18 protein-coding genes are annotated in these 16,594 nt (G+C 67.8%); 4 read left to right on the top strand and 14 right to left on the bottom strand.

The genetic code is table 11. The features are described from left to right. The first annotated feature begins 119 nt into the window (after positions 1-119). Positions 120-1,190, top strand: a complete 1,071-nt coding sequence (locus tag AHIS1636_RS04005; RefSeq protein ID WP_264794515.1) for an Rv2578c family radical SAM protein — start codon at positions 120-122, stop codon at positions 1,188-1,190. An 18-nt stretch (positions 1,191-1,208) separates the two neighbouring features. Here the strand turns inward: AHIS1636_RS04005 and AHIS1636_RS04000 are convergent, their stop codons facing one another. Further along, positions 1,209-1,655, bottom strand: a complete 447-nt coding sequence (locus AHIS1636_RS04000; protein ID WP_264794514.1) for a (deoxy)nucleoside triphosphate pyrophosphohydrolase — start codon at positions 1,653-1,655, stop codon at positions 1,209-1,211. Positions 1,656-1,817: 162 nt separating this feature from the next. Here AHIS1636_RS04000 and AHIS1636_RS03995 point away from each other — a divergent pair, with 162 nt between their 5' ends. Beyond that, the gene (locus AHIS1636_RS03995) at positions 1,818-3,077 is read left to right on the top strand and encodes an MFS transporter (protein ID WP_264794513.1); all 1,260 of its coding nucleotides are present in this window, start codon (positions 1,818-1,820) and stop codon (positions 3,075-3,077) included. A 120-nt stretch (positions 3,078-3,197) separates the two neighbouring features. Here the strand turns inward: AHIS1636_RS03995 and AHIS1636_RS03990 are convergent, their stop codons facing one another. From AHIS1636_RS03990 to infC, 4 genes are all read right to left on the bottom strand, one after another. Further along, positions 3,198-4,106, bottom strand: coding sequence for a TrmH family RNA methyltransferase (locus AHIS1636_RS03990; protein ID WP_264794512.1), 909 nt, complete (start codon positions 4,104-4,106; stop codon positions 3,198-3,200). Positions 4,107-4,151: 45 nt separating this feature from the next. Then, positions 4,152-4,823, bottom strand: a complete 672-nt coding sequence (rplT, locus tag AHIS1636_RS03985) for a 50S ribosomal protein L20, sunset domain variant (protein WP_264794511.1) — start codon at positions 4,821-4,823, stop codon at positions 4,152-4,154. A 110-nt stretch (positions 4,824-4,933) separates the two neighbouring features. Further along, entirely contained in the window at positions 4,934-5,128 is a 195-nt protein-coding gene (gene rpmI / locus AHIS1636_RS03980) for a 50S ribosomal protein L35 (protein WP_262104161.1), read from the bottom strand. 136 nt (positions 5,129-5,264) lie between these two features. Further along, positions 5,265-6,236 carry a translation initiation factor IF-3 gene (gene infC / locus AHIS1636_RS03975; RefSeq protein ID WP_373875781.1) on the bottom strand — a complete coding sequence of 324 codons (972 nt, stop codon included), beginning with the start codon at positions 6,234-6,236 and terminating at the stop codon, positions 5,265-5,267. A 341-nt stretch (positions 6,237-6,577) separates the two neighbouring features. Here infC and AHIS1636_RS03970 point away from each other — a divergent pair, with 341 nt between their 5' ends. Beyond that, positions 6,578-6,994, top strand: coding sequence for a DUF1844 domain-containing protein (locus AHIS1636_RS03970; RefSeq protein ID WP_262104159.1), 417 nt, complete (start codon positions 6,578-6,580; stop codon positions 6,992-6,994). A gap of 158 nt (positions 6,995-7,152) precedes the next feature. Here the strand turns inward: AHIS1636_RS03970 and AHIS1636_RS03965 are convergent, their stop codons facing one another. From AHIS1636_RS03965 to AHIS1636_RS03935, 7 genes are all read right to left on the bottom strand, one after another. After that, positions 7,153-8,031: an SseB family protein gene (locus AHIS1636_RS03965; RefSeq protein ID WP_264794509.1), complete on the bottom strand. Its 879-nt coding sequence runs from the start codon at positions 8,029-8,031 to the stop codon at positions 7,153-7,155. Positions 8,032-8,034: 3 nt separating this feature from the next. After that, complete coding sequence (priA, locus tag AHIS1636_RS03960; RefSeq protein ID WP_264794508.1) at positions 8,035-8,778, bottom strand: bifunctional 1-(5-phosphoribosyl)-5-((5-phosphoribosylamino)methylideneamino)imidazole-4-carboxamide isomerase/phosphoribosylanthranilate isomerase PriA; 744 nt, start codon at positions 8,776-8,778, stop codon at positions 8,035-8,037. 33 nt (positions 8,779-8,811) lie between these two features. After that, positions 8,812-8,973: a CG2302 family histidine operon protein gene (locus tag AHIS1636_RS03955; RefSeq protein WP_336711715.1), complete on the bottom strand. Its 162-nt coding sequence runs from the start codon at positions 8,971-8,973 to the stop codon at positions 8,812-8,814. Between the two features lie 7 nt (positions 8,974-8,980). Next, positions 8,981-9,616, bottom strand: coding sequence for an imidazole glycerol phosphate synthase subunit HisH (gene hisH, locus AHIS1636_RS03950; RefSeq protein ID WP_264794507.1), 636 nt, complete (start codon positions 9,614-9,616; stop codon positions 8,981-8,983). 2 nt (positions 9,617-9,618) lie between these two features. Then, on the bottom strand, positions 9,619-10,239 hold the full coding sequence (gene hisB / locus AHIS1636_RS03945) for an imidazoleglycerol-phosphate dehydratase HisB (protein ID WP_264794506.1): 621 nt from the start codon (positions 10,237-10,239) through the stop codon (positions 9,619-9,621). A gap of 75 nt (positions 10,240-10,314) precedes the next feature. Then, positions 10,315-11,409 (bottom strand): histidinol-phosphate transaminase, encoded by a 1,095-nt coding sequence (locus AHIS1636_RS03940; RefSeq protein WP_264794505.1) that lies wholly within the window; start codon positions 11,407-11,409, stop codon positions 10,315-10,317. Positions 11,410-11,470: 61 nt separating this feature from the next. Next, positions 11,471-11,833 carry a LysM peptidoglycan-binding domain-containing protein gene (locus tag AHIS1636_RS03935; RefSeq protein ID WP_264794504.1) on the bottom strand — a complete coding sequence of 121 codons (363 nt, stop codon included), beginning with the start codon at positions 11,831-11,833 and terminating at the stop codon, positions 11,471-11,473. A 252-nt stretch (positions 11,834-12,085) separates the two neighbouring features. Here AHIS1636_RS03935 and lexA point away from each other — a divergent pair, with 252 nt between their 5' ends. Then, on the top strand, positions 12,086-12,847 hold the full coding sequence (gene lexA / locus AHIS1636_RS03930) for a transcriptional repressor LexA (protein ID WP_264794503.1): 762 nt from the start codon (positions 12,086-12,088) through the stop codon (positions 12,845-12,847). Between the two features lie 18 nt (positions 12,848-12,865). Here the strand turns inward: lexA and AHIS1636_RS03925 are convergent, their stop codons facing one another. Continuing rightward, positions 12,866-14,821, bottom strand: a complete 1,956-nt coding sequence (locus tag AHIS1636_RS03925; RefSeq protein WP_275116363.1) for an ATP-dependent DNA helicase — start codon at positions 14,819-14,821, stop codon at positions 12,866-12,868. 46 nt (positions 14,822-14,867) lie between these two features. Further along, positions 14,868-16,418 (bottom strand): GTPase HflX, encoded by a 1,551-nt coding sequence (hflX, locus tag AHIS1636_RS03920; protein ID WP_264794501.1) that lies wholly within the window; start codon positions 16,416-16,418, stop codon positions 14,868-14,870. Positions 16,419-16,594: the final 176 nt, after the last annotated feature.

The following is a 16,594-nucleotide window of genomic DNA, read 5'->3' as shown; positions in this document are numbered from 1 at the left end:
CGGCCGGCGGCTCCCCTTCCGGCGGCCGGCAGCTCCCCTTCTGGCGGCCGGCAGCTCCCCCTTCAGGCGTTGACACCGCGCACCTTGAGCAATATTCGAAACTGTGTTCGAATTGATGCATGCGTTGGGATGGACAGTCATTGGCGGCCGAAGATACCTCCGCCCTGCCGGGCCTGACCCGGCTGGCGGGGCTGGTCCGGTCGGTCCAGACACCCGAATTCGCTGGAGTAACCTTCCACGAGATCGCCTGCAAATCAGCGCTCAGCCGGGTTCCGGCCCAATCCGGCATGCCGTTCGAGTGGACCATCAACCCCACGCGCGGCTGCCTGCATCAGTGCACCTACTGCTTCGCGCGGAAGACCCACGAGTACCTGGACCTGGACGCCGGCCGGGACTTCGACACGCAGATCATCGTCAAGACGAACGTCGTCGAGGTGCTTCAAAGGGAACTCTCCCGTCCGTCCTGGCAGGGCGAGCCCGTCGCCCTGGGCACCAATTCGGATCCCTATATGCGGGCGGAAGGCCGTTACCGGCTCATGCCCGGCATCATTCGGGCCCTCGCTGACTCCGGCACTTCCTTCTCCATCCTGACCAAAGGGCCCCTGCTCAAGCGCGACCTGCCGCTGCTGCAGCAGGCCGCGGCCGGCGTGGACGTCGGGATCGGCGTCTCGCTGGCTTTCGCCGACGCCCGGATGCAGCAGCAGGTGGAACCCGGCACGCCCACGCCGAAAGCCCGGCTGGACCTCATCCGGGCGGTCGCGGACGCCGGCTTCGAATGCGGCGTGATGGCGATGCCGATCCTGCCCTGGCTGACGGACAGTGACGAGCATCTCGACCGGCTATTTTCCCAGCTGGCTGCGGCCGGCGCCTCCGGGGTGACAGCCGGTGCCCTCCATTTGCGGCCGGGAGCGCGGGAGTGGTTCCTCCAATGGCTGGCCCGGGAGTATCCATCCTTGGTCGGCCGGTACCGCGGTCTGTACAACGGCGGCTCGTATGCCTCAAAGGACTATCGCCAGTGGCTGGCCGGCAGAGTCAGGAAGTTCAAGCTCCGCCATGGACTCAGCGGCGGCGCCGCCCAGCTGCGGGTTTCAGCGACGGCGGGCCGGCGGCGCGCGGAGGTCCGGCCGGCGGCAGAGGGGGCAGAGGGGGCATTCACCGCACTGCCGGTGCACGAACCCACCCTCTTCTAGGCTGGTCAGGGGCCGCCCTCAGGGCAGGCTGCTGTGCGCTGTTCGCGCGGCCTCCACTACGGCAGAGACGATCGGCAGGTCCGCCGGGATCCACGGCAGCGCCGTCAGTTCCTGCGGCGTCAGGTCCACCCAGCGCAGTTCATCGTGGTCCTCCAGCGGGCGAGGCTCGCCGCCAATGATCCGCACGTTCCAGACGCGCATAGCGGCCGCACCGCTCAGGGGCCACCCCTGGTCGAGCGGGCCGACGACTTCAGTCCCGAGTTCGACGTCGACGCCGAGCTCCTCGCGGATCTCGCGGCGAAGGCCGTCTTCGCAGCCCTCCCCCGGTTCCACTTTCCCGCCCGGAAACTCCCACATGCCGGCCAGCTGCTCGGGTGCGCTTCGCCGGGCGGCCAGCAGCCTCGTTGGGCTCTCCAGCGAATCGAGGATGGCGGCGCCGACAATCTGCTTCAGTCGTGGTTCCACCCCACGAGTCTACGGCCGAGGCCCGCACCCGACCGACCGGAAGGTGTCCTCCGCTACAGCACGCCCCGAAGGCCGACGTCGAAGTGTTACGTTTACGGCACCGTCCGACTCATGGCCGATCCGGCTGCGCCTTTCCCTTACCCTTACCCGAAAGTCCCGTACATGCTTTCCAAAGACGACCACGCGTCCGCGCAGAACCACGCGCGTGTCCCCATCGCGGCAGCCATCATCGCCCTCGCGGCCGGCGGCTTCGGCATCGGGACCACGGAGTTCGCGATCATGGGTCTGCTGCAGAACGTGGCGGAGGGCCTGCAGATCAGCATTCCGCAAAGCGGCCAGCTGATTTCCGCCTATGCGCTGGGCGTCGTCGTCGGCGCCCCGGTTCTGGCCGCCCTCGGTGCGCGGCTTCCCCACAAGCACATGGCGCTGGGGCTGATGGCGCTGTTTACCGTGGGAAACCTGTCGTCGGTCCTTGCCCCCGACTTCGGCTCCATGCTGGCGACCCGGTTCATCTCCGGCCTGCCGCACGGTGCCTACTTTGGGGTCGCCGCCGTCATCGCGGCCTCCCTCGTCGCGCCCTCCAAGCGCCCCCGCGCGGTCGCCGCGGTCATGCTCGGCCTGGCCGTGGCCAACGTCGTGGGTGTTCCCCTGGTGACCTGGCTTGGCCAGAACTACGGCTGGCGCCTGATGTTCGTGGCCGTCGGCGTCATCGGCGCCATCACGCTGCTCCTGATCCAGCGCTTCGTCCCGTTCAGGCCCGCGCATGCGGAGGCGAGCATGCGCCGCGAACTGCGGGCGCTGAAGAGGATCCAGGTGTGGCTCGCCCTGCTGATCGGCGTGGTCGGCTTCGGCGGATTCTTTGCCGTCTACTCGTACATCAGCCCGACCATGACGGACGTCGCCGGACTGCCCGAATCCGCGCTGCCGCTCGTCGTCGGGCTGTACGGACTGGGCATGGTGGCCGGCAACATCTTGGGCGGACGGCTGGCCGAGCGCTCGGTGATGGGCAGCATCTACCAGGTGATGACAGCCATTGTGTGCGTGCTCGCCATCTTTTGGGTGGTCGCGGATTTCGCCGTCCTGGCCGTAGCCATGGTGTTCCTGATCGGCGTCGCCGGTTCCAGCCTCATCCCCGGGCTGCAGACCCGGCTCATGGACGCCTCGCCGGACGCCCAGACGCTGGCAGCCTCGCTGAACCACTCCGCGCTGAACATGGCCAATGCCCTCGGGGCCTTCCTCGGCGGAGCCGTTATTTCCGCGGGCTGGGGCTATAAGGCGCCCGCTTTGGTCGGGGCCGGCCTGGCTGTCCTCGGCCTGGCCGTGGCGGTTATTTCGGGCCTCCTCGAACGGAAAGCCAAGGCGCCGGCCCGCTCCGGTACCGATGCCGCTCTTCCGGACCGGAAGGTACCGGGCTCCAGATAGATCGTCCGGGCGGTCGGGACGGCGTCCCCCCGCCCGGCACCATCGCTCCGGCGGGCGATTCCCTGTCCCCGGTCGGCAGGGCCGAGGCCGATCTACCGCGCCTTCCTGCTGAACCCCAAGCTAGGCCCGCTGGCGCTGGGCCCGGGCGGACGCATAAAGGCAGACCGTCGCCGCGGTGCCGACGTTCAGGCTCTCGGCCTGGCCGTAGAGGGGAACCGCTACGCGGTAGTCGGCGGCGGCCAGCTCGCCTTCAGAGAGGCCCTGGGCTTCGTTGCCGAAGAGCCAGGCCGTTTCGCCTTCCAAGGCGGGGCCCGAGGATCTGCCGTTTCCGGTTGGCAGCCCTCCGCCGCGGCGAAGGGCGCTCTCATCCTGCAGCCGGTCCAGGTCGATGTCGCCGTAGCCGTCGGCCGCCAGCACGGCCACGCTCTGTTCCTTCAGCTGCTCCACGAGGTCATCGAAGTCCGCTCCGGTGACGACGGGCAGGTGGAAGAGGGAACCCACGGTCGACCGGACCGCCTTCGGATTGTAAATATCCACGCTCCCGCCGATCAGGATGACAGCATCGGCGCCAGCGGAATCGGCCGCCCGCAGGACCGTTCCCGCGTTGCCGGGGTCCTGGACCCGCACCATGACGGCAAGCAGCTTGGGACGAGCCGCGAGAACCTCCTCCAAGGGCCGGTCCACGTAGTGGCAGACGGCCAGGATGCCCTGCGGGCTGACGGTGTCCGACATGGCCGCGATGACGTCGTCGTTCGCCAGCCGCAGGTCCGCCTCCGCTGCCAGGTCACCCAATTCGGGATAGCGGTCCAGGCAGGACTCCGTAGCGTAGACCTCGGAGACGACGGGAGGCCGCCGCCCGGCCACTGCGCTGCGGTGGGCCAGGAGCGCCTCCCGCACCGCCTGGGGCCCCTCGGCAAGGAACTGCCGCCGCTTTAAACGCGCGGGACGCCCAGCCAGCTTCGCCACGTCCTTGACCCGATCTGCTCGGGGATTGGACATAACTGCTGGTGGGCGCCCGGTAGTGCTCATAGAGCGACTATAGCGTTAGTGCTGGCTGCCGCCTGATTCGCAGAATTACTCGGCGATCTTCTGGCGTGCTTCGCCGCCGGCAGGCTCGTAGCCCGCGGCCTTGGCGGCCTCGACGGTGTTGAACCAGTAGACCGGAGTGGTCTGCTCGTACCAGGTCGAACCCGGCACGTGGTACTTCTTCGACTGGTTGCCCTTGATGGCAAAGCCCTCGGGAGCGTCCTGGCCGTCGACGGCCTTCACGGCGCCGGACAGCTCGCCCTCGGCGGCAACCGGGGCGGTGGCGGCGGCGGGAGCGGCCTTCGCAGCCGGAGCAGCCTTGGCAGCCGGAGCAGCCTTTCGCTCGGCCGGAGCCGAGGTGTCGGCGGGCAGGGAGTCCTTGGCGATCTGGACCAGCGCGGCGAAGGTGGCGGCGTCGGAGACGGCCAGCTCAGCCAGCATGCGGCGGTCAACCTGGACCTCGGCGGCCTTCAGGCCCTGGATCAGGCGGTTGTAGGTCAGGCCGTTGGCGCGCGAGGCAGCGTTGATGCGCTGGATCCAGAGGCGGCGGAAGTCGCCCTTCCGCTTGCGGCGGTCGCCGTAGCTGTACACGAACGAGTGCAGCAGCTGTTCCTTGGCCTTGCGGTAGAGACGGGACCGCTGACCGCGGTAACCGGACGCGCGCTCAAGAACTACCCGGCGCTTCTTATGGGCGTTGACTGCCCGCTTCACACGTGCCACGTGCGTACTCCTTTAGGTGTTGGACGGCCGGAACAGGTCCCCGGCGTCGGAATTGCTGAAACGACTGGCAACGGCAGCTGCGGCCGGAACCTGGTCGGAAAAGGGGTGTGCTAGATGCCCAGCATCTTCTTGATGTTCTTCACATCAGCCGGTGCCACGATCTTGTCGCTCGCCAGACGGCGGGTGAGCGTGGAGGGCTTGTGCTCCAGGTAGTGGCGGCGGTTGGCCTGCTGCCGCTTGAGCTTGCCGCTGCCGGTGAGCTTAAAGCGCTTCTTGGCGCCACTGTGGGTCTTCTGCTTCGGCATAGCTGCCGTTCTCCTTACGTATCCTCAGGCCAGGGCCGTCGGTTCGTGCGGCTCCCTGCGGGAACGCGCGGTTGACATGTCTACCGGAGCCCGGGAGCTTTGTGCTCCCGGACTGCCAGATGAACCCGGTCTCTCGTCAGCTCTTGGAGCTGCCGCGACCGGAAGGTTTGGGTGCGGACGGCTTGGCCGGGCCCGGCATCGGCTTCGGCCGCGCCTGCGGCTTCGGCATCGCCGCAGGCTTCGGTGCGGCCTGGGGCTTCGGAGCCGGTGCTGCCTTGGGGGCAGGTGCGGCCTGCGGCTTCGGTGCCTGCTGGACGGGCGGCTTGGGAGCCGATTCCTGCGGCTTCGGCTCCTGCTGGACCCGGGGCTCCGCCTTGGGCTCAGGTGCCTGCTCAACCTGCGGCTCGGGCGCCTTCTCCACCTGCGGCTCGGGCGCCGCTGCGGGTGCAGCCTCGGCTGCGGAAGGCGTCTCCGCCGGCTCCGCCGCGCTCGTGGCCAGACCCTCGGGCAACAGGTCACCCAGGCTCTGCGTCATCGGCGCCTGGTTGGAGGAAACGTCGACGCGCTCCTTCTTGGCGGCGTTGGCCGCCTTCGCCTCTGCCTTCTGCGTGGCGCGGCGGGCTTCAGCCTTGGCTTCGGCCTTGTTCTTGATCGGGCCGATCACCATGACCATGTTGCGGCCGTCGATGCGGGGACTGGACTCGACGATGCCGACCTCGGCGACGTCGTCCGCGAACTTCTGCAGCAGCCGGATACCCATCTCGGGACGCTGCTGTTCGCGCCCGCGGAACTGGATCACGGCCTTGACCTTGTCACCCGCGCCGAGGAAGCGGAGGGCGTGCCCGCGCTTGGTCTCGTAGTCGTGCTTGTCGATCTTCAGCCGGAACCGGATTTCCTTCAGAACAGTGTTGGTCTGGTTCTTGCGGGCTTCACGGGCCTTGACTGCTGCTTCGTACTTGTACTTGCCAAAATCCATGAGTTTGCACACCGGAGGCTTGGCCTGCGGTGCTACCTCAACAAGATCCAGGTCCGATTCGGCGGCCAGACGCAGGGCGTCCTCGATACGGACGATCCCCACCTGTTCGCCGGCAGGACCTACCAACCGCACCTCGGGGACGCGGATCCGATCATTGATTCGTGGCTCGCTAATGTGTGGCTCCTGATTGTTGTGGTCACGGTGACCGCCCCGCAACAGGAGAAGGCCCCCTACTGCGTGCGCAATCGGAGGCCTCGGATGCCGGCGTTCGGCGCGGCCCCCAAGGGACTGCGCGCATCAATCCCCAACGGGGACTGAATACCGACCGGGAACCCGGCAGCTGTGGATAATCCATGCCGACAGGTGGGAGACGAATCCGCTTGCAGATTGATCCGTTATTCCTTCCGGAAACCCGGTGTGCCCTCGGGCACGAAAATAACAGGAATCAATTGGTCTGTGCCAAGCTTACCAGTATGAGCACCCCAGATAACAATCCTGCCCCCGATGCCGGCCACCGCCACTCGTTCGACGGCCCGGAGAATGCCGGCCAGGACCAGGAAGTCCTTGCGCAGATGCGGGACATCGCGGAAGTACCCGCAGTGGAAGTCATTACGACGGCGGCCGTCCACCTCATGAGCGCCGCGGCAGTCAAGTGCGGGCTGGCGGCGGGCGAGGACGCCGAGCAGCTGAAGGACCTTGACGAAGCCCGCAAGCTGATCACCGCGCTGGCCGGGTTCGTCACCGCCGCGGCGCCGGAAATTGGCAGCCAGCACGCCGGCCCCTTGCGCGACGGTCTGCGCTCATTGCAGCTGGCGTTCCGTGAAGCATCGGTGCTCCCCGATGCTCCTGGCCAGGGTCCCGGAGAAAAGTTCACCGGGCCGGTCAACTGAAAAGCGCATTACCTTCCACGAAAAGGCGCCGGGCACAGCTCCGGCGCCTTTTCGCTGCCCGCGGGCACGGCCCGTCAGCCGCAGCCCTTCCGGAGGGACCCAGCCGGCCTAGCAGATCCAGGTCCTTCCGCCGCCTGCGCCCTAGGTGAGAACTACACCTAGGGCCCGGCATGCCTGCCGGCCGTGTCCCGGACAAAGCTGATCTCCAGCGAATCCACCCGCTCGGCAAAGTCCTTGGACGCGCCCAGCCGGCCTTGCAGCCGCTGGGCCAGTCCCTGCAGTTCCGCCTGGCTTAGGCCGTCCCGGGCGGCCAGGACCAACCGCAGCTCCGGACCCGGTCCCCCGCCTGCAAGGATGCGCCCCGAGGCTGTCCTGGAGGCGATGCCGCTGCCGGGGGCCAAGGCGGTGCGCAGAACGTCCGGCTCTCCCCCGACCGCCTCGGCGACGAGGTCCGCCAGCGAAGGATCGGCATAGGAGGGCACCCATTCCTGCTGCCGGGCCAGCGCCCAGAGGCCCGGCCGGCGCACCACGAAAGTCACCTCGGAGCCCGGGTCCACGACCAGCAGCTGGGCCTTTTCCGCCACTGCCGACAGCGCGGCCCGGGCGGCGTAGACGGCCACGGGCCGGGCCTCGGCATGCCATGCCTCCAGGGCGGACGTCGAGGTGAACACCGGCAGCGCCCGGCGTCCGTCGGGCGCCTGCAGGGTGACCAGAGCCATGTCCGCCTGCTTGTCGGCGGCGAGACCGCCGGCTCCGGCTGCCTCCTCGCCGAGCTGCGCCACGATCGGAACGAAGACGCGGGCCGATGCCAGTGCCTGCAGCACCTGTGGTTCTCCGCCGGTGCCGTCGCCCAGCGCCGCGACCGCCTTCAGATAGCCCTGGTCGGCGCCGCCGTCGTCCTCGTTGAAATTGTGCAGCGGATTGCCCGGCCCGCTCAGGTCGCGGCCGCTCCACGGCCTGCCTGCCGAATCCGCCGCGCCGCCAGCACCGGCCAGTGCGGCGGCAATATGGCCGGGCAGCTCCCTCTTCTCGGCCAAGGCTCAGCGGCGGCCGGCGGTATCGAGTGCCTGGGGCAGCGTGAACTTGCCGGCGTAGAGCGCCTTGCCGACAATCGCTCCCTCGACGCCGTGCGGCACCAGGGTGCGCAGGGCGGCCAGGTCATCGAGGCTGGAGATGCCGCCGGAGGCAACGACCGGCTTGGCCGTGCGGGAGGCGACCTCCTTGAGCAGGTCGAGGTTGGGGCCCTGGAGCGTGCCGTCCTTGGTCACGTCAGTGACGACGTAGCGTGCGCAGCCGGCGTCTTCCAGACGGGCGAGTACGTCCCAGAGGTCGCCGCCCTCCTTGGTCCAGCCGCGGGCGGCCAGGGTGGTGCCCCGAACATCGAGTCCGACGGCAATGGCGTCGCCGTAGCGTTCGATCGCCTTGGCCGTCCACTCCGGGTTCTCCAGCGCTGCGGTCCCGAGGTTGACCCGGGCAGCACCCAGCTCCAGCGCACGGTCCAGCGATGCGTCGTCACGGATGCCGCCAGACAGTTCAACCTTGATGTTCAGTTCCCGCACCACGCGTTGCAGCAGCTCGATATTGGAGCCCCGCCCGAAGGCCGCGTCGAGGTCCACCAGATGGACCCACTCGGCGCCGTCGTTCTGCCAGGCCAGGGCCGCGTCCAGCGGATCACCGTAGCTTGTCTCGCTGCCGGCCTCGCCCTGCACGAGCCGCACGGCCTGGCCGTCGGCGACGTCCACGGCGGGCAGCAGTTCGAGAATCGGGGCATCTTGCGTCGTCATAGGGGAATCCGCTTTCTGAACTAATCGAAGGAATTACTCGGCCGGGCCGAGGGTAAGCAGGTATGCGGCCACCAGTGCCATAGCCGCCAGGAACCAGAAGCTGATGATCAGCCATTTCGGCGCCTGCTGGCCGCGGAAGGCAATGGCGCCGCCGGCCAGGAGGCCGGCCAGGCCCATCAGGACAACACTCCACATGCGCGGGTCAGCCCAAGGTCCGAAGCCAGTTTTGCAGCAGGGCGGCGCCCGCGTCCCCGGACTTCTCGGGGTGGAACTGGGTCGCGCTCAGCGGACCGTTCTCGACGGCGGCAATGAAGGGACCGCCGTGATCGGACCACGTGACCATGGGAGGAGTCATGGCCGGCTGGTTCACATCGAAGTCCCAGCGCTGGACGCCGTAGGAATGCACGAAGTAGAACCGCTCGTCTTCGATCCCGGCAAACAACTGGCTGCCTTCAGGAGGCTGGACGGTGTTCCACCCCATGTGCGGGACGACCTCGGCGGCCAGTCGCTCGACGGTGCCCGGCCATTCACCGATGCCTTCGGTCCTCACGCCGTGCTCGACGCCGGCCTCGAACATCACCTGCAGTCCGACGCAGATCCCCAGGACCGGCCGGCTGCCGGCGACGCGCCTGCCGATCCAGCGGATGGCGTCGACGGACTTGAGGCCCTCCATTACGGTGGCAAAGGCCCCGACACCGGGCACGACCAGGCCGTCGGCTTCGAGGACTGCCTTCGAATCGTGGCTGAGGGTCACCTCGGCGCCGACATGCTCGAGCGCCCGGACCGCCGACCGGATGTTGCCCGACCCGTAGTCCAGTACGGTCACCTTTGGCCCCATGATCAGAGCGCTCCCTTGGTCGACGGAATGCCCTCGACGCGCGGATCCGGCTCCACGGCGGCGCGCAGGGCGCGGGCGAAGGCCTTGAACTGTGCCTCCACGATGTGGTGCGGGTCCCGGCCGCCGAGCACCCGCATGTGCAGGCAGATCTGCGCGTGCAGCGTGATCGCCTCGAAGACGTGGCGGGTCAGCGAACCGGTGAAGTGCCCGCCGATCAGGTGGTATTCCTGGCCGGCCGGTTCACCGTCGTGGACGAGGTAGGGTCGGCCCGAGATGTCGACCACGGCATTGGCGATGGCCTCGTCCAGCGGGACGGTGGCTTCGCCGAAACGCCGGATCCCGGCCTTGTTGCCCAGCGCGCTCTTCAGGACTTCGCCGAGCGTGATGGCGACGTCCTCGACGGTGTGGTGGGCGTCGATGTGCGTGTCCCCCGAGGCCTTCACGGTCAGGTCGATCAGCGAGTGCTTCGAGAGGGCCGTGAGCATATGGTCGTAGAACGGGACGGTGGTGCTGATATCGGACTGACCCGTGCCGTCCAGGTTCAGCTCAACCAGCACCGACGACTCGCTGGTGGTGCGTTCGAGGCGTGCTGTGCGTGCAGTGGTGGCGATATCCGCGGTCATGGAATTCCTTTGTGGCAAAAGTGGTCATTGCGGGTCCGCAGGGAACCCGCACCTATCAGTCTAGAAGACCGAAGCTCAGAGCAGTTCCCGCAGCCGGTCCAGGAAGGCGGTGGTCTCGGCCTCGGTGCCGGCGGTGACCCGCAGGTGTCCGGCGATGCCGACATCGCGGATCAGCACGCCGGCATCCAGCAACCCCTGCCAGACCTTGTGCGGGTCCTTCAAACCTCCAAAGAAAACGAAGTTCGAGTCCGACGGGGCCGGCTGCAGGCCGAGCGACGTCAGCTCGTTGACGATGCGGTCCCGCTGGCTCTTGATCTCTTCGACATTGGCAAGCAGTGCGTCGGCATGGTCGAGAGCCGCCAACGCCGTCGCCTGGGTGACGGCCGAGAGGTGGTAAGGGAGCCGCACCAGCCGGAGGGCATCCGTAATCTGGGGAGCTGCCGCAAGATAGCCCACGCGGGCGCCGGCGAGGGCGAAGGCCTTGCTCATCGTCCGCGAAACGATCAGCCGTTCCCTGCCCGGCAGCAGTGTCAGTGCACTGTCCGTCCCGACATGGGCAAATTCCGCATACGCCTCATCGACGATGATGATCGCCTGGCTCGCTTCGCCTGCTTCGTAGACAGCTTCGACGACATCGAGACCGAGCGCGGTTCCGGTCGGATTGTTCGGCGAACACAGGACGACGATGTTGGCGGCGGTATCGCGGACAGCCTTGGCTGCCTGGTCGGCAGTCAGCCCGAAGTCGGCACCGCGGCGGGCAGTGACGTACTCCGTGTCCGTGCCGCTGGCCAGGAGGGGATACATCGAGTAAGTCGGTGGAAAACTCAGCAGCCGCCGGCCCGGGCCACCGAAGGCCTGCAGGATCTGCTGCAGCACCTCATTGGATCCGTTGGCGGCCCACATGTTCCCGGCGGAAAGCCCATGCCCGAGGTACTTGGCCAGTGCCTCCCGCAGCTCCGTGAACTCACGGTCCGGGTAACGGTTCAGGCCCGCCACCGCCGACTTGACGCGCGCCGCAATCGCGTCCGCAACCTCCTGGGGCAGTCCATGCGTATTCTCGTTGACGTTGAGGAGCACGGGAACGTCGAGTTGCGGAGCTCCGTATGGAGCCAGGCCGCGCAAATTGTCACGCAGGGGCAGTCGGTTGAGTAGATCCAGCTGGTCGTTCACCTGACCAGCTTAAGCTCCGGCGGGCCCGGGGCAGGAATCGGGCCTGCCGGAGCGGCTCTTATTACAGTTCCTCATCACCCAGCGGGACGAACAGCCGCTGCCCGGCACGGACGACGGAGTCCGGCAGGTTGTTCAGCTGCTGGATCTCGGCAATGACATCATGCGGGTGGCGGTCCGGCGCTGCCAGCACGGCCACATCCCAGAGTGTCTGGCCGGGGCCGACGGCAACCGCCACCGTGCGGCCGGGGCCGAGGCCGGGCCCCGAGCTCGCCAGGGCCGGTGCCGTGAAGAAGCCGATCAGGGTCAGCAGGACGGCCGCGCCAAGCATCAGGGGCAATCCGATGAGCACCAGGCGGCCGCGGCGGGTAAGCCGCAGCGCGGGCGTCGTGCCGGACAAAGCGTGCGGGGCGAGCTGAGCAGACATGAGGGGTACCTTCCCGTTCCGCGTGCGTATGAACCAATTTTTTCGAACGCATATTCGAACTGTCGGATTCCAGTTGTAGCACCTGCGATCGAATGTTGTCGAGACGCGATCGAATAAATGTTTGAGATCGTGCAATGGCTGCCCTAGGCTTGAAGAAATGGCGGCCATGCTTGAGTGCATCACCTGCCACTGACAACATTGGACCGGCCGCCGGCTAGCCCGGATGGCCGGATAGAGAACCGGGGCCAGTTCATGTCGAGGAAGAGTGCAGCTACTTCAGGTACCGCCGGCACGGGAACCGCACGCAAGCGGCCGGCCGCGTCCCCCAAGAGCCTGACGCCGCGCCAGAAGAAGATCCTCGAAAGCATCCAGCGTTCCATCAGCGCCAAGGGCTACCCGCCGTCGATGCGCGAGATCGGCGACACGGTCGGGCTCGCCAGCCTCTCCAGCGTGACGCACCAGCTCGCGCAGCTCGAGAAGCTCGGTTATATCCGCCGCGATCCCAAGCGGCCCAGGGCCATGGAGGTCCTGACGCCGCTGACGCTCGGGACAGGTGCGGTAGAGATCGAAGGCGTGGCCGAACCGGAGAAGCTCCGCAGCACCGGCGGCCTGTCGGTGTCCGAACTGGCTACGGCTTCCGACACTGCGATCGTTCCGCTGGTCGGCAGGATCGCCGCGGGCGGCCCCATCCTGGCTGACCAGGTCGTCGAGGACGTCATGCCCCTGCCCCGGCAGCTCGTGGGACACGGTGAGCTCTTCATGCTCAAGGTCTCCGGGGACTCCATGATCGATGCGGCCATCTGCGACGGGGACTGGGTCGTCGTCCGCCGCCAGCCGAGCGCCGTCAACGGCGAGATCGTCGCCGCGCTGCTGGACGACGAGGCCACCGTCAAGACCTTCCGGCAGCGGGACGGCCACACCTGGCTGCTCCCGCAGAACACCCAGTATGAACCGATCCTCGGCGACAATGCGACGATCATGGGCAAGGTCGTCTCGGTGATGCGCGCCCTCTAGCCCCCTGTCGGCGGGTCCTCAGCCCGCCAGGCGCTGCAGGATCTGGAGCGCCGTCGCCCGGTCCTTCGTGGACCAGAACGGCGGCAGCGCCCCCCTGAGGAAGCCGCCGTAGCGGGCATTGGCCAGTCTCGAATCGAGCACGGCCACCATGCCCCGGTCCCCCGCGGCACGAATGAGCCGTCCGGCGCCTTGCGCGAGCCGGACGGCGGCGTGCGTGGCCGAAATGGTCATGAAACCGTTTCCGCCCGCCTGCGACACTGCCCGTGTACGGGCGGTCATCAGCGGATCGTCCGGCCGGGGGAAGGGGATCCTGTCGATGACCACCAGGCGGCAGGCCTCTCCCGGCACGTCGACCCCCTGCCACAGCGTCATCGTCCCGAACAGGCAGGTATTCGGTTCGCTCGAGAATTGCCGGACCAGCGCGGCCATGGACGACTCGCCCTGGCAAAGGATCGTGAAGGGCAGCCGCTCGCGCATCGCGGCAGCGGCCTCCTCTGCGGCCCGCCGCGACGAGAACAGCCCGAGAGCGCCACCGTTGGAGGCGCGCAGCAACGCTTCGAGCTCATCCAATTGTTCGGAGCTTGTTCCCCGGCCCGGCTTGGGCAGGTGGGAGGCCACATACAGCACGCCCTGCTTCGGGTAGTTGAACGGGCTCCCGACGTCGGCGCTGCTGTACTCCGGCGCTCCTTCGCCCAGCAGGCCCAGCGAGCCGGCCACCGCGTCGAACGCGTTGCCGATGGCGAGCGTCGCGGACGTGAGGACGACGGTGTGGCCCTCGAACAGCCCCTCGCGCAGCCGGGAAGCCACCGACAGCGGCGCCACGTTGAGCATCGGCGGCAGGGTTTCGTCCGGAGGTCCGTAGCCGCTGCCCGGCGTAAAGCTGCTCGGACGGGTGATCCACAGGACCTCCCGGCTGTGGGCGGTGGACACTACCCGGTCGCACAGCTCAAGGATGGCTGCAAGCCGCGACCTTGCCATCTGCCGGCCGCCGTCCACTGCCCCGGAGCCATCGGGCTTGGAGTCGGACAGTGCCGTACGAGCGGCCTCGCGCAGCTGGGTCAGGGCCAGCTCCTGCTCGGGCCGGAGGCCCGCCGCCATGAGTCCGGAGGGGACCGAGTCGAACGCGGCTTCGAAGCTTTTGGCCGCAGTGTTCAGCGCGTCGACGCTGATCGCCGTGTGCTTGCGGGCGCTGGAGGCGGCAGCCGTGATCATGACTGCCGAGAGTTGGCCCGAAACCGCTCCGGTCACGCGGTCCTGCAGCTCATGGGCCTCGTCAATAACGACGAAGTCGTAGTCCGGCAGGACGGCCAGCCCTTCGAACGCGTTGATGGCCAGCATCGCATGGTTGGTGATCACCACGTCCGCCTCGGCCGCATGCGTGCGGGCGCGCTCACTGAAGCACTCCGCCGCAACCGGACAGCGCTGGGCGCCGAGGCACTCCATGGCGCTCACGGAGACCTGCCGCCAGGCCCGGTCGCTGACTCCGGGGACAATTTCGTCCCGGTCCCCCGTTTCGGTCTCCTCCGCCCAGGCCCGCAGCCGCTTGATTTCCTGTCCCAGCGCAGTGGTCGGCCCGGGGGCCGGCGCCGGATGCGGAACGGTCTCTTCGGCGAGGTCGAAGAGCGCCTCCGGAGCATCGTCCGCAGGGAATCCGCCGTCGATCTTGTGCAGGCAGAGGTAGTTGTTGCGGCCTTTGAGCAAGGCTGCGTCGACCGGCCGCGGCAGCTCATCGGCGATGGCTTCCAGCAGCCGCGGCAGGTCCCGCTTGACGATCTGGGACTGCAGAGCGAGCGTGGCGGTCGCGACGATCGCCGGCTTCTCGCTCTCCAGGGCGTGCACGATCAGCGGGATCAGGTAAGCCAGGGACTTGCCGGTTCCCGTGCCCGCCTGGACCAGCAGGTGTTCGCGCCGCCGAAAGGCCGCGTCCACGCGGCCGGCCATTTCATGCTGGCCCTGGCGGTCCTGGCCGCCCATCGCCTGCACTGCAACGTCGAGCAGGCGCAGGGCCTCCGCCTGTTCCTCAGCCACGCCGGATGAAGGCCTCGAGTTCGGCCGCCAGGCCCTCCCGGACCATGACTTCGAGCTCGGTACCCGCTTCGCCGTGGTTCATCGACAGGATCTCTGCATCAGGGCTGTGCAGCCGGCTGACGACGTCGCCCCTGTCGTAGGGAATCAGGAGCTCGAGCTTGACGGCGGGCCGGGGAATGCCGTCGCTGATGGCCTGCAGCAGTTCGGGGATGCCCTGCCCGGTCCGGGCCGAGACCACGACATGCCGCGGTTCCCGCTGCCGCAGCCGTTCGATGACGAACGGATCAGCGGCGTCAGCCTTGTTGAGCACGATGATTTCGGGAATTTTCCGCGCATCCACTTCCGTCAGCACCTCGCGGACCGCCGCGATCTGGCCTTCGGGATCGGGATGGGAAGCGTCCACGACGTGCAGGATCAGGTCCGCGTCAGCTGCTTCCTCAAGGGTCGACCGGAAGGCTTCCACAAGCTGCGTGGGCAGCGAACGGACGAATCCGACCGTATCCGCCAGCGTGTAGCCGAGCCCGTCCGAGGTTTCGGCCTTGCGGACCGTGGGGTCGAGGGTCGCGAACAGCGCGTTCTCCACGAGGACGCCGGCGTTGGTCAGCCGGTTGAGCAGCGAGGACTTGCCGGCGTTGGTGTAGCCGACAATCGCGACCGACGGCACGGCGTTGCGCTTGCGGTTGGCGCGTTTGGTCTCCCGCGCCGGCTTCATGCCCGCGATCTCGCGCCGCAGTTTGGCCATGCGCGTGCGGATGCGCCGCCGGTCCAGCTCGATCTTGGTTTCGCCGGGGCCACGGGAACCAATGCCACCGCCGGCAGCGCCGACGCGGCCGCCGGCCTGGCGGGACATGCTCTCGCCCCAGCCACGCAGGCGCGGCAGCAGGTATTCCAGCTGTGCGAGCTCGACCTGGGCCTTGCCCTCGCGGCTTTTGGCATGCTGCGCAAAAATGTCGAGGATCAGCGCGGTGCGGTCAATCACCTTGACCTTGACGATGTCTTCAAGACCGCGCCGCTGCGAGGGCGATAGTTCACTGTCGACAATCACCGTGTCAGCGCCCGTCGACATGACAATGTCCCGCAGCTCCTGCGCCTTGCCCGATCCCAGGAACGTTCCGGGGTCAGGCTTGAGCCGTCGCTGGACGACGCCGTCGAGAACTTCCGAACCCGCGGTTTCAGCCAGTGCGGCCAATTCGCGCAGGGAGTTGTCCGCGTCCGCGGCCGTCCCCTCGGTCCACAGGCCGGCCAGGACCACCCGCTCCAGCCGGAGCTGGCGGTACTCGACCTCGGTGACGTCTTCCAGTTCCGTCGACAGACCGGCCACACGCCGCAAGGCGCGCCGCTCCTGAAGGTCCTGCTGCTCGCCGTCGAACTCCGAATGCTCTTCGTCCAGGGTGGAGATGGCCTGCGCCTTGCCCCGGAAACCGCTGCCGGTCTTGGTGCGGGCTGCGGAGTCCTTGGCCAGGATCCGGTCGATGACGGCCTGGATTTCCTCCGGGGTCAGTTCCGGTTCCTCTGCCGGCTGGCCGGCGCTGCTGTTGGTCATGCTCTCCTTCGGAAGGTCTGTAGATCTATGGTAGTCCTCCGCTGCTGCGCGGGGGTGGTTTGCCTGCGGTGGTTGTTGTCGGGTCATGGGTCCTCCTGGCCGGGAAGGCGGTCCCCCAGGCGGTGATCCGGAGCCATGCAGCGAACGATGCGCGGAGGGCGCAATGAGGTGCAGGC

Source organism: Arthrobacter mangrovi (assembly GCF_026011795.1).
In the GTDB taxonomy this organism is placed as follows: Bacteria; Actinomycetota; Actinomycetes; order Actinomycetales; family Micrococcaceae; genus Crystallibacter; species Crystallibacter mangrovi.
The sequence above is the reverse complement of the archived record's forward strand: the minus strand, read 5'-3'. Positions and strand labels throughout refer to the sequence as shown.

Coding starts and splice junctions, on each gene's coding strand:
- AHIS1636_RS04005 (WP_264794515.1), top strand. CDS start 120: ATGCGTTGGGATGGACAGTCATTGGCGGCCGAAGATACCTCCGCCCTG.
- AHIS1636_RS03995 (WP_264794513.1), top strand. CDS start 1,818: ATGCTTTCCAAAGACGACCACGCGTCCGCGCAGAACCACGCGCGTGTC.
- AHIS1636_RS03990 (WP_264794512.1), bottom strand. CDS start 4,106: ATGAGCACTACCGGGCGCCCACCAGCAGTTATGTCCAATCCCCGAGCA.
- rpmI (WP_262104161.1), bottom strand. CDS start 5,128: ATGCCGAAGCAGAAGACCCACAGTGGCGCCAAGAAGCGCTTTAAGCTC.
- AHIS1636_RS03970 (WP_262104159.1), top strand. CDS start 6,578: ATGAGCACCCCAGATAACAATCCTGCCCCCGATGCCGGCCACCGCCAC.
- priA (WP_264794508.1), bottom strand. CDS start 8,778: ATGACGACGCAAGATGCCCCGATTCTCGAACTGCTGCCCGCCGTGGAC.
- AHIS1636_RS03955 (WP_336711715.1), bottom strand. CDS start 8,973: ATGTGGAGTGTTGTCCTGATGGGCCTGGCCGGCCTCCTGGCCGGCGGC.
- hisH (WP_264794507.1), bottom strand. CDS start 9,616: ATGGGGCCAAAGGTGACCGTACTGGACTACGGGTCGGGCAACATCCGG.
- hisB (WP_264794506.1), bottom strand. CDS start 10,239: ATGACCGCGGATATCGCCACCACTGCACGCACAGCACGCCTCGAACGC.
- AHIS1636_RS03935 (WP_264794504.1), bottom strand. CDS start 11,833: ATGTCTGCTCAGCTCGCCCCGCACGCTTTGTCCGGCACGACGCCCGCG.
- lexA (WP_264794503.1), top strand. CDS start 12,086: ATGTCGAGGAAGAGTGCAGCTACTTCAGGTACCGCCGGCACGGGAACC.
- AHIS1636_RS03925 (WP_275116363.1), bottom strand. CDS start 14,821: ATGGGCGGCCAGGACCGCCAGGGCCAGCATGAAATGGCCGGCCGCGTG.
- hflX (WP_264794501.1), bottom strand. CDS start 16,418: ATGACCAACAGCAGCGCCGGCCAGCCGGCAGAGGAACCGGAACTGACC.